10 protein-coding genes and 1 tRNA gene are annotated in these 11,127 nt (G+C 64.0%); 1 reads left to right on the top strand and 10 read right to left on the bottom strand.

Annotation, left to right across the window (positions count from 1 at the left end; all coding sequences use genetic code 11):
- Positions 1 to 175: 175 nt before the first annotated feature.
- Positions 176 to 1,576, top strand: coding sequence for an MBL fold metallo-hydrolase (locus L979_RS00090; RefSeq protein ID WP_047687872.1), 1,401 nt, complete (start codon positions 176 to 178; stop codon positions 1,574 to 1,576).
- 118 nt (positions 1,577 to 1,694) lie between these two features.
- Here the strand turns inward: L979_RS00090 and L979_RS00085 are convergent, their stop codons facing one another.
- The 10 genes from L979_RS00085 to L979_RS00040 all read right to left on the bottom strand — a co-directional run bounded on the left by L979_RS00085 (position 1,695) and on the right by L979_RS00040 (position 10,977).
- The gene (locus tag L979_RS00085) at positions 1,695 to 2,558 is read right to left on the bottom strand and encodes a sulfite exporter TauE/SafE family protein (protein WP_047687878.1); all 864 of its coding nucleotides are present in this window, start codon (positions 2,556 to 2,558) and stop codon (positions 1,695 to 1,697) included.
- Positions 2,559 to 2,596: 38 nt separating this feature from the next.
- The gene (locus tag L979_RS00080) at positions 2,597 to 3,175 is read right to left on the bottom strand and encodes a rhodanese-like domain-containing protein (RefSeq protein ID WP_047687870.1); all 579 of its coding nucleotides are present in this window, start codon (positions 3,173 to 3,175) and stop codon (positions 2,597 to 2,599) included.
- Positions 3,176 to 3,254: 79 nt separating this feature from the next.
- A complete protein-coding gene (locus L979_RS00075) occupies positions 3,255 to 3,860 on the bottom strand; it encodes a DsbA family protein (protein ID WP_047687868.1) in 606 nt (201 codons plus the stop codon).
- Between the two features lie 104 nt (positions 3,861 to 3,964).
- Positions 3,965 to 4,510: a DUF1697 domain-containing protein gene (locus L979_RS00070; RefSeq protein ID WP_047687866.1), complete on the bottom strand. Its 546-nt coding sequence runs from the start codon at positions 4,508 to 4,510 to the stop codon at positions 3,965 to 3,967.
- 26 nt (positions 4,511 to 4,536) lie between these two features.
- Complete coding sequence (gene clpX, locus L979_RS00065) at positions 4,537 to 5,826, bottom strand: ATP-dependent Clp protease ATP-binding subunit ClpX (RefSeq protein WP_047687864.1); 1,290 nt, start codon at positions 5,824 to 5,826, stop codon at positions 4,537 to 4,539.
- A gap of 143 nt (positions 5,827 to 5,969) precedes the next feature.
- Complete coding sequence (locus L979_RS00060; RefSeq protein ID WP_231559319.1) at positions 5,970 to 7,592, bottom strand: BCCT family transporter; 1,623 nt, start codon at positions 7,590 to 7,592, stop codon at positions 5,970 to 5,972.
- 136 nt (positions 7,593 to 7,728) lie between these two features.
- Complete coding sequence (locus tag L979_RS00055) at positions 7,729 to 8,418, bottom strand: ATP-dependent Clp protease proteolytic subunit (RefSeq protein WP_369792946.1); 690 nt, start codon at positions 8,416 to 8,418, stop codon at positions 7,729 to 7,731.
- Positions 8,419 to 8,479: 61 nt separating this feature from the next.
- Positions 8,480 to 9,130, bottom strand: coding sequence for an ATP-dependent Clp protease proteolytic subunit (locus tag L979_RS00050; protein WP_047687862.1), 651 nt, complete (start codon positions 9,128 to 9,130; stop codon positions 8,480 to 8,482).
- Between the two features lie 276 nt (positions 9,131 to 9,406).
- The gene (gene tig, locus L979_RS00045; protein ID WP_047687860.1) at positions 9,407 to 10,747 is read right to left on the bottom strand and encodes a trigger factor; all 1,341 of its coding nucleotides are present in this window, start codon (positions 10,745 to 10,747) and stop codon (positions 9,407 to 9,409) included.
- Positions 10,748 to 10,904: 157 nt separating this feature from the next.
- A tRNA-Pro gene (locus L979_RS00040) sits at positions 10,905 to 10,977 on the bottom strand.
- Between the last annotated feature and the right edge of the window lie 150 nt (positions 10,978 to 11,127).

Raw genomic sequence — 11,127 nt, 5'->3', positions numbered from 1 at the left:
GGTTGTTCCGCCTATCAGATGAGATAGGCGGAACAACCCCGAACTCGGCGTTTTTCATGCCCGGTTTCGACCTCCTCAACCACGCTCAAGCCCTGGGATTATACCCCTGGGGGTATTAGGTTGGAAGGTGTGAGGCGCAGCTGCGCCGTACCTACGACTCCCCGAGGAGGCACTCATGCTCTTGGAGCGCATCTACGACGAGGACCTAGCACAGGCCAGCTACTTCATTGGCTGCCAGCGCGAGAACACGGCGGTGGTGGTTGACCCCCGCCGTGACATCGAGGTGTTCCAGCGCCTGGCCCACGAGCACGGCATGCAGATCGTCGCGGTGACCGAAACCCACATCCACGCGGACTTCCTCTCCGGAACCCGTGAATTGGCGGCCGCCACCGGCGCGACCATGTACGTCTCTGCCGAAGGCGGCGAGGACTGGCAGTACCGCTTCGAGGCGGAGCGGCTCCACGACGGGTCCAGGCTCCAGATCGGCAACATCACCATCGAAGCCGTGCACACCCCCGGCCACACCCCCGAGCACCTCTCCTTCCTGGTCACGGACGGCGCCTTCGCGGATACCCCCGGGTACATGATGACCGGCGACTTTGTGTTCATCGGAGACCTCGGTCGCCCGGATCTGCTGGACGAAGCCGCCGGCGGCATCGACACCCGCTTCGAAGGCGCCCAGCGCATGTTCCGGAGCCTCAAGGAGAAGTTCCTGACCCTGCCCGACCACGTGCAGGTCTATCCGGCCCACGGCGCGGGCTCCGCTTGCGGCAAGGCCCTCGGCGCGATCCCCTCCACCACGGTCGGCTACGAACGCAACTACGCCTGGTGGAGCAAGTACGTCGAGAACGACGACGAGGCAGGCTTCGTGGACGAACTCCTGTTCGGCCAGCCTGATGCCCCGTTCTACTTCGGACGCATGAAGAACCAGAACCGTCAGGGTCCGGACGTCATGGGTGAGCGAGGCGAGTTGCCGGAGTATTCCGCGAGCCAGCTTGCACCGCAGATCGAGTCCGGCGCTTTGTCGTTCGTGGACACTCGTCCCGTCGATGAAGTCCACAAGGGCACCGTGAAGCATGCGCTGCACATTCCGTCGGACGGCAAGATCGCCAGCTTCGGAGCCTGGGCCGTGGACCCGGACCGCAATCCAGCCCCGCTCGTCCTGCTGGCACCGAACGGCGATGCGGCGCGCGAGATCTGGGACCACCTGGTGCGCGTGGGCATCGATGACGTCACGGGATACATCCCGTCCATGGACGGCCTCCCGCAGGAGACCCCCGAGGTCATCGATCCCGCGGAGCTCGAGGGCTTTGACCGCGACTTCCTTCTGGATGTCCGTGCGGTTAGCGAATACCAAGGTGGTCACATCGACGGCGCCGAGCAGCTCCACGGTGGACGTGTGTTGTGGAACCTGGAGAAGCTCCCGCAGGAGGGCACGATCGTGACCTATTGCCAGAGCGGTCTGCGCAGTTCGATTGCCGCGAACATGCTGCGCAACAACGGCTTCCAGGTCGCGGAGCTCAGGGGCTCGATCAACAACTGGATGAATCAGGGCCGGGAGGTCGTGACCGCCTGACGCACCGAAACGACACAATGAGGGCCCCTCACCAAATCTGTGAGGGGCCCTCCGCCATGCGATGGCCAATCGTTCCGGAAACCGCGCGGAGGTCACCCGGGTATCGGGTCTCACATGGTCACGACGGTGCCGGTCGAGATCCCAGCGGACAGGCCGGAACCACCCGACACACCAGGACAGCCACACCCGTCACGGCAGCCACGCCTGCCAGGATCAGGCCCGCCGGATCGGGAAGCTCTTGCACCAGGACCACAATGCCCACGGTCAGGACGAACCATCCGAATCCCTTGCGCAACGCCTGGGCCGGAACCCTGGCCGCCACGTTGGAACCGATCAGGGAGCCGAGGACCGCCGTCGTCGTCACGGCCGCGACCAGTGTCCACTGACGATGCACCGAGGACAGGTGACCGACGAGCCCCACAAAGGAGTTCATGGCGATCACCATCAGGAACGTTCCCACGGCGACAGGCATGCTCAATCCGGCCAACAGCGCCAGGGCCGGGACCACGAGGAAACCGCCCCCGGCACCGATGAGGCCCGTGACCATACCGACCCCCAGACCGATGGCAACCAACGTCAGGCGGGAAGATTCGGCCCGGCAGTCCGGACCGTCGCACGGACGGCGACCGCGAATCATGACCACCGAGGTTGCCACCGTCATCACGGCAAAGGCCACCATCAGAACTGTGGGGCTGATGTGTTCACCGATCATGGCGCCCAGGAAGGCTGCAGCCATGCTGGTGGCCCCGAAGACCAGACCGGTACGCCATTGCACGAACCCGCGGCGAGCATGAGTCAGAGCGCTGATGGCGCTGGTCACGCCCACCACGAACAGGGACGTGGCGATGGCCTCCCGTGGGTCGAGTCCGGCCACGTAGGTCAGCATGGGCACGGTCAGGATCGAACCGCCTCCGCCCAACATGCCCAGTGAGAGCCCGATGGCCAAGGCCAGGACCAACGTCGGGATCAGGAGCCCGCTCATGCCGGCCACCGCGCCGCTGTCTCAGTGCCCACGACTGATCACCGGCCGCTCGGCAGTTGGTCCAAGACGTCCTGAGGCGTGACCTCCCGGGTATCGCGGTTCCACGGCATCTTGGCCAGCACACTGCCCATGGCGCACGTGTTGGTGGCGGCGGAGTAGGCCAAACCGGCACCGACTCCCCCGCTGAGCAGGCGCAGTTTGGGAGAGAGCAGCTGCCCACCCAGGACCCCCGCCAGCACCAGCGACCCGGCCGCCATGCGCACCTGGCGCTCCATGGCCCACGCCTGTTTGCCCTCCACGACCGCACCCCCGGCCACCGCGTAGGCTGCGGCACCACCGTCCAGCACATGGGCGTCCTGCAGCCCCGCAGCACTCAGCCGCTGCCTTGCTTGCGTAGCACGGACACCGGAGTGACAGACCAGGACCACGCGCTGATCCAGCCGATCAGCAATGTCCTCGGCGTGCTCGGAGAGCAGGTGCAGCGGGACGTTGTAACTGCCGCGGATGTGCAGGGACTCGAACTCCGCGGATGAACGGACGTCCACGACCGTGACATTGCCGTCCTGCATCCAGGTCAGCAGCGTGGCCGGGGCAATCTCGGTGACATGGGTGGTCATCGGGCACGGCTCCTCAAGCTAGGGAATGTGGCACCGTCAGTATGTCACATACCCCCAGGGGTATCCTGCCCGATGTGACTCAGCTGAAGTCCGGGCCCTTCTCGCGGCCACGCTTGAGCTCGTAGAACCCCGGGTAGCTGGACAGCGTCAACGCAGCGTCCCAAATCCTGCCGGCTTCCTCACCCTTGGGTGCCGGGGTGAACACGGGGCCAAAGAAGCCTACGCCGTTCACAGCGATGCACGGTGTTCCGATGTCCTGACCAGCCACTGCACGAGCAGCATCGGTGGAGGCCCGCAGGGCGTCGTCGTGGTCTTCCGAGTTGCGGGCTTCGGCAAGCTCGGTCGGCAGGCCCACCTCCTGAAGGGACTCCTCCAGCACCGCCACCAGCTGATCGTCCTTGCCGCGGCGTCCCGGGTGGATCCGGGTCCCGATGGCGTCGTACAGCGGCTTGCGGTATTGATCACCGTGGGCCTGAGCGGCAGCCTCCACCACACGCACCGGCCACATGGATTCAATGTGGCCGTGGTGGTGGTTCTCCGGGTTGTCCTCATTGAGGATGCCCAGGGAAATGACGCGCCAGTTCACCTGGACGTCGCGGATCTGCTCCACCTCACCCATCCACCGGGAGGTCATCCACGCCCACGGGCACAGGGGGTCGAACCAGAAGTCAACGGTGTCACTCATGAGGTCTCCTAACGCAGCAAGCGTTCTAGGGATGCATCGGCACGTTTGCCGTGCCACTGCCTCAAACTTACGACGACGCCGCCCGGGATGCCGTGTCCGGGAGCTCAAAGGCGGGCTGTGATCTCGCGCAGCGAACGCAGGTTTCGGGCGGTGCCGCGCCGGCCGTCAGGCAGAGTCAGACGCATGAGCCGCTCAGCCATCCGGGAGGTGGAGAGTCCTGCGGGTGTGTGCAGCCAGACAACATCGTGATCCGCGCTCACCTGGTCAGTGTCATCCGACCGCACAAGGTCAAGAGCCTGCTGGAGCATGGGAGTGGGGATGGCCGCGGGATAGAAGATGGCGTGCACACAGCGAGGATCTTCTACGGCAGGCCACGGGCAGTCAGCCAGGATGTCCCGGAACCGACCGGCTGAGACCATGACCACGGGGACCGGGAACCCGAACTCATCCTGGATCGCGGTCTCCAAGAGCTGACGGAGCGAATCCGTGGTGCGCTCCTGTGGGTCAGTGGCCACCACGTTGCCGGACTGGATGTAGGTCTGAATCTCAGTGAGGCCAATGGATTCCACCACGGCCCGCAAATCCGCCATGGGAACTTTGTGGCGCCCGCCCACGTTGATGCCACGCAACAGTGCGACTACCCGTGCCACGGCGTGCTCAGCTTCCGTGCTGTGGATCAGGCGGACTTGGATTCGTCAGCCGGTTCGGCCGTGACAACCTGCGGGGCAACACCGTCAGTCACGCTGTCCGCATCCACAATCACCTCAGCGGCATCTTCCACCGTGGGCAGATCGAACATGACCGGCAGCAGCACTTCTTCCATGATGGCGCGCAATCCGCGGGCTCCGGTTCCCCGTTCAATGGCCTTCTCCGCAATGGCTTGCAAGGCCTCCGGGGTGAAAGTCAGAGCCACACCGTCAAGGTCGAACATCTTCTGGTACTGCTTGGTCAACGCGTTCTTGGGCTCCACCAAGATGCGCTTGAGGTCCTCATCCGTGAGCTCGTTCAACGCGGTGATGATGGGCAGTCGGCCGATGAACTCCGGGATCAATCCGAACTTCAGCAGGTCCTCCGGCATGACCTTGCCCATCAGTTCAGACACCGGTCCGTGGGCGATCTGCTCCACGGGGGCGCCAAAACCGATGGAGGTCTTCCCGGCCCGGGACTCCACAATGTCCTCCAGCCCCGCAAAGGCGCCGGCCACGATGAACAGCACGTTGGTGGTGTCGATCTGGATGAAATCCTGCTGCGGGTGCTTGCGCCCACCCTGCGGTGGAACGGACGCGACCGTGCCTTCCAGGATCTTCAGCAGAGCCTGCTGGACACCCTCACCGGAGACGTCCCGGGTGATGGATGGGTTCTCCGATTTGCGGGAGATCTTGTCGATCTCATCGATGTAGATGATCCCGGATTCTGCACGCTTGACGTCAAAATCAGCGGCCTGGATGAGCTTGAGCAGGATGTTCTCCACGTCCTCGCCCACATACCCGGCCTCGGTCAGGGACGTGGCATCAGCCACGGTGAACGGCACGTTCAAGCGCCGCGCCAGGGACTGCGCCAGATAGGTCTTGCCGGAACCGGTGGGACCAACCAACAGAATGTTGGACTTGGCGATCTCCACGTCCTCGTCCCCCGCAGCGGTGGCCAACTGCAACGGCTTGCCGGACTGGGAGGCGCGCACACGCTTGTAGTGGTTGTAGACCGCAACCGACAGCGCACGCTTGGCCGTCTCCTGGCCCACCACGTACTGCTGGAGGTGGTCGAAAATCTCACGAGGGGTGGGAAGGGCCGACTCTTCAGAGGCCTCAACCTCGGTCAGCTCTTCCTCGATGATCTCGTTGCACAGCTCGATGCACTCGTCACAGATGTAGACGCCTGGCCCAGCGATGAGCTTGCGGACCTGCTTCTGACTCTTTCCGCAGAAAGAGCACTTCAGCAGATCAGCGCTTTCGCCGATGCGGGCCATGTGCACTCCTTAGAGCTGGTCGTGATCACAGGAACATCTTCCGTTCCCACCGGTTCTGGGCAGGACGCGTTTGCCCCCGTGTACCAGGAAGCCCACGATACGCGAGCCCACTGACAGCCACCAACGCGACACCACTTGCACCATCAAGAACGGGGCTCGGCCGGTTCCGCGCCCGCGGCGTCGTCGTTGTTGTTGTTAGTCAGGAACCGCTGCGGTAGTTGATGGGCCACGGACGGCCCGCCCGACGACGTCGGAAGAACCAGCGGATCCTTGCGCAACAACGCCACCACGGACACGGCCAACGCCAGGATCACAAAGATGAACGGTGCCGCGGAGAGCATGACCGCGGTCTGCAGGGCCTGCAATCCCCCGGCGTAGAGCAACACGGCCGCCATGGCACCGGTAAAGGCACCCCACACCAGCAACACCGGGCGGCTGGGATGCATGTTGCCATCCGTGGAAATCACGGCCAGTACGTACGTGTTGGAATCAGCACCGGTCACAAAATAGAGGACCACCAGGATGATGGCCACCACAGAGGTGAGCAGGGTCCAGGGCAGTTGGTCCAACAGGCCGAAGAACGCGGTGTTGACGTTCTCCGCCGCTGCCTGGCCGATGGCTGTCCCCCGATTCATGTCCATGAACATGGCACTCCCGCCAAAGACCGTGAACCAGGCGGAGAACACCACCGTGGGAACCCCCAGGACCACACCCACGAACTGGCGGATGGTCCGGCCCTTGGAGATGCGGGCCAGGAAAACTCCCACAAAGGCACCCCAGCTGACCCACCACGCCATCATGAAGTAGGTCCACCACTGCATCCATGCCAGCTCATCCGAGGTGGCAGGCAGCATCAGGCTGATCTCCAGGAAATCCCCCGCGTAGCTGCCCACCGCGCGGAAATACATGTTGATCAGATAGGTGGTGGGGCCTGCGACCAGCACAAACACCAGCAGCGCCAGTGCCAGAACCATGGTGATCTGACTCAGGTGCCTGATGCCGCGGCCCACACCACTCATGGCCGAGGCCGTGAAGATCACAGTGATCACTGCAATGATCACCAACTGCGCAGGGATGGTGGTGAGGGCTGCGCCGGTGACCTGCTCCAGACCCTGGCTGACCTGGGCTGCCCCTAGTCCCAGGGAGGTTGTGGTGCCGAACAGCGTGGAGAGGATCACCAGGACATCCACGGCCTTGCCGACGACGCCATCTGCATGGCGTCCGATCAGGGGCCTGAGGATGGGTGAGACCAATCCCTTGTTGCCCAGCCTGTGGGTGGAGTACCCAATGGCCAACCCGAAGATCCCAAAGATGGCCCAGGCGTGCAGACCCCAGTCCAGAAACGTGAACCGCAGGGCATCCACCACGGCGTCCTGGCTTCCAGGTTCAGACAGTCCGTGCGGCGGTGTCCACAGATGGATCACCGGTTGGGCCACGCCGTAGGTGATCAAGCCAATGCCCATGACCGCCCCCATGAGCATGGCGATCCACGCGTACGTGGGGTATTCAGGTTCAGAGTCATCCGGGCCCAACTTGATCCGCCCGTATTTGGTGACCGCCAGGACCACCAGCAACACCATGATGGCCAGCGGAATCACCAGCATGGACCAGCCGGTGTTCTCCGTCACCCAGCTCAAAGCCTGGTCGGAAGCCTCACCCACCTGCTCCGGTACGGCCGCGGCCACCACCATGATCACCAGGATCAACACCACGGAAACCCTGAACACCACCCGTCCGCGGCCGGCGTCGGGAGAATTTTCAAACACGGATGCGTCCTGAGACATGGGGGTTGCGCTTCCTGCCGGGATGGGGTGTCGTCCTACTGTGACACGACTGAAGGCCACTTCCTTGCCGGGAAGTGGCCTTCAGTCGTGTCACACCTGGTGTGAGATCACGGGATGCTCAGGCAGTCACCGTCTTGGGCTTAACCGCCTTGCGGGATTCCAGAACGTGATCCACGATCCCGTACTCCTTGGCCTCGGTGGCCGTGAGGATCTTGTCGCGCTCAATGTCCCGGTTGATCTCCTCGGAGCTCTTGCCGGTGTGCAGCGCCATGGTGTCTTCCAACCAGGTCCGCATGCGCACGATCTCGTTGGCCTGGATCTCGATGTCCGAGGCCTGGCCGCCACCCTGACCCTGCATGGCCGGCTGGTGGATCAACACACGGGCGTTCGGCAGCGCCAGGCGCTTGCCCGGGGTGCCCGCTGCCAACAACACGGAAGCAGCCGAGGCCGCCTGACCCAGGCACACGGTCTGGATCTCCGGGCGGATGAACTGCATGGTGTCGTAAATGGCCGTCATGGCCGTGAACGATCCACCGGGAGAGTTGATGTACATGGTGATGTCCCGGTCCGAGTCCTGAGCCTCGAGCACCAGCAGCTGCGCCATGACGTCGTCGGCGGAAGCGTCATCCACCTGGACGCCCAAGAACACAATGCGGTCCTCGAACAACTTGGTGTACGGGTTCTGGCGGCGGTAACCGTAGGGCGTGCGCTCCTCAAAATCGGGCAGCACGTAACGGCTGGTGGGCACGTTACCAGCGGTCGAACCCGGAAGGTACGGCGCGCCGGCCTGTCCAAACATGGAGTTCATGGAAGTCATCCTTAGAAAATTGAGCCGTGATCTGGCAGAGGCGTGGTGGTCAGGGGCCCGGTCAGGACTCCTGGTCCTTCATGGTTCCGCCGCCACCGGAGACACCGGATGCGTTCTGGGCAATGTGGTCAAAGAAGCCGTACTCCAGGCCGCGCTCGGCTGTGAACCAGTTGTCGCGGTCGTTGTCTTCCAAGATCTTTTCAATGCTCTGACCGGTCTGCTCAGCCGTCAGCTCTGCCAGGCGCCGCTTCATGTCCATGATCAACTCGGCCTGGACACGAACGTCAGAGGCCGTACCACCCATGCCGCCGGAGGGCTGGTGCATCAGGATGCGGGTGTTGGGCGTGGCGTAACGCTTGCCCGGGGTGCCGGAGGACAGCAGGAACTGCCCCATGGAGGCTGCCAGACCGGTGGCCACGGTCACCACGTCGTTGGGGATCAACTGCATGGTGTCGTAGATCGCCATCCCGGCGGTCACGGAACCACCCGGAGAGTTGATGTAGAGGTAGATGTCCGCTTCCGGGTCCTCGGCGGAGAGCAGCAGCATCTGCGAGCAGATCAGGTTGGCGTTGCGGTCCTCCACCTGGGAGCCCAGCCAGATGATCCGCTCCTTGAGCAGACGGTTGTAGACATAGTCGTCCTGGCCGGCAATGGGCTGGCTGTCCATCCGCGGCTGTACGGAGGAGTGCTCCGGGGTCAACGGAGAGGTCATCAGTGCATCCCTCTTTCGCATGAGTTCACGGTCCCGGTTCTCACCGGGCCTACCTGCCGCCTGCCACCCCAAGGGGTACCTGCGCTCAGGTCTGGTCGGTCGCGTTCGAGCCTAGTTGACCGGCACGCACGGGGATCCGTTGCCCGCGCATTGTTCGCTGGCGGCGTGCCTCACCTCGGCCTGGACAGACGACGACGCCCGCCGGGCAGGTTGGTCACCTACCCGGCGGGCGTCGTCAATACGGTGTCGGTCAACCGTGGCGGCTCACCGCACGGCTCACTTCTCCTCGGATGGCTCGGCCTCAGCGGAGTCCTCGGCTGCATCCTCAGCACCGGCCGGGGTCACGAAAGCGGAGAGGTCCACCTTGTTGCCGTCGGTGTCCACAACCTCGGCCTGCTCCAGAACCTTGGCCAGGGCCTTACGACGTCGCACCTCGCCAACCATCATTCCGGCCTGACCGGAACCATCCAGCATCTGGGCGAACTGGTTGGGGTCCATGCCGTACTGCTGGGAGGTGGAGATGATGTAGTCAATCAGCTCGGACTGCTCAACACCCAGTTCTTCCTTGTCCGCCACGGCATCCAGGATGACCTCGTTGCGGAAGGCGGACTTGGCGTTCTCCTCCACCTCGGAGCGGTGCTCGGGGGTGTCGTGATCGGCATCAGCGTTGGGGTTGTTGAAGTGCTGATCGATCTGTTCCTTGATGACGGACTCGGGCACCTCGACCTCAACCAGTCCGACCAGCTGCTCCAGGACCTTGTCGCGGGCCTCAACACCCTGCTCCACCACCACGGAGTCGGCGGCCTGCTTCTTGAGGTCGCCGCGCAGTTCCTCGATGGTGTCGAATTCGGAGGCCAGCTGGGCAAAGTCGTCGTCGGCCTCGGGCAGCTCGCGCTCCTTGACGGCCGTGACCTTGACCTTGACGGTCGCCTCCTGACCGGAGTGCTCGCCACCGGCCAGCTTGGTCACGAAGGTGGCGTCCTCGTCAGCGGAGAGCCCGGTCACAGCCTCGTCCATACCTTCCAGCATGGTGCCGGAGCCGACCTCGTAGGAGAGATCGTTGGCGGCGTCGACCTCTTCGTCGTCGATCAGGGCCTGCAGGTCCAGGGAGACGAAGTCACCTTCGGCAGCCGGGCGATCGATGGTCTTGAGGGTGCCGAAGCGGCTACGCAGCTCGTCCAGAGCCTTCTGCTCGTCCTCATCACCTGCGGTGCGGGCTTCCACCTCAACCTTGAGGCCCTTGTAGTCGGGAAGCTCGATCTCGGGGCGCACGGTGACCTCGATGACGGCCTTGGTGTCGGCCTCGCGGTCCTCAGCGGTGGGCTGCTGGGACACTTCCAGCTGCGGCTGGGCGATCGGGGTGAGCTCGTGCTCGGCCAGGGCCTGCTGGAAGAAGGTGTCCATGGCCTCGTTCAGGGCGTTCTCCACCACGAACTCGTAGCCAACACGCTGCTCGATCAGCTTGGCCGGGACCTTGCCTGCACGGAAGCCGGGGACCTGGATCTGGTTGGCCAGGGACTTGTAGGTCCGGTCGATAAACGGCTTGAGGTCCGCGAACGGGATCTCCAGATCGATCTTTGCCTGGGTGGGGCTGACGTTTTCGACGGTGCTCTGCACTGGCGCTGCGCTCCTGATAAGTGGGTGATGACAGGTCTCAGCCCGCGGCCCTCACACAGGCGCAGCCACTCAGCTGATCTGCTCGAGGTCACGGGCGCGGTATGCGACCGCCACGGTCTGACACGTCCATTCGGTGCCTGACCTGCACGGTCGAACGTCGGGGTGACAGGACTCGAACCTGCGATCTCCTGCTCCCAAAGCAGGCGCGCTAGCCACTGCGCTACACCCCGTGGGTGATCTGTGCTCTCGTCCGGCGGGCCGGACGGTCAACCGGACACCAGGTCCGGGCACAGACATCGCACGAGTCTAGCGCGCCCGGGACCGTACGCGAACTCCCGGCGATTCGGTGGTGTCCCTCCCCCACTCGATTGCGCGTGCCC

Origin of the sequence: Kocuria sp. ZOR0020, assembly GCF_000800955.1 — a bacterium.
Classification (GTDB): domain Bacteria; phylum Actinomycetota; class Actinomycetes; order Actinomycetales; family Micrococcaceae; genus Kocuria; species Kocuria subflava.
This window is presented reverse-complemented; position numbering and strand designations above follow the sequence as displayed.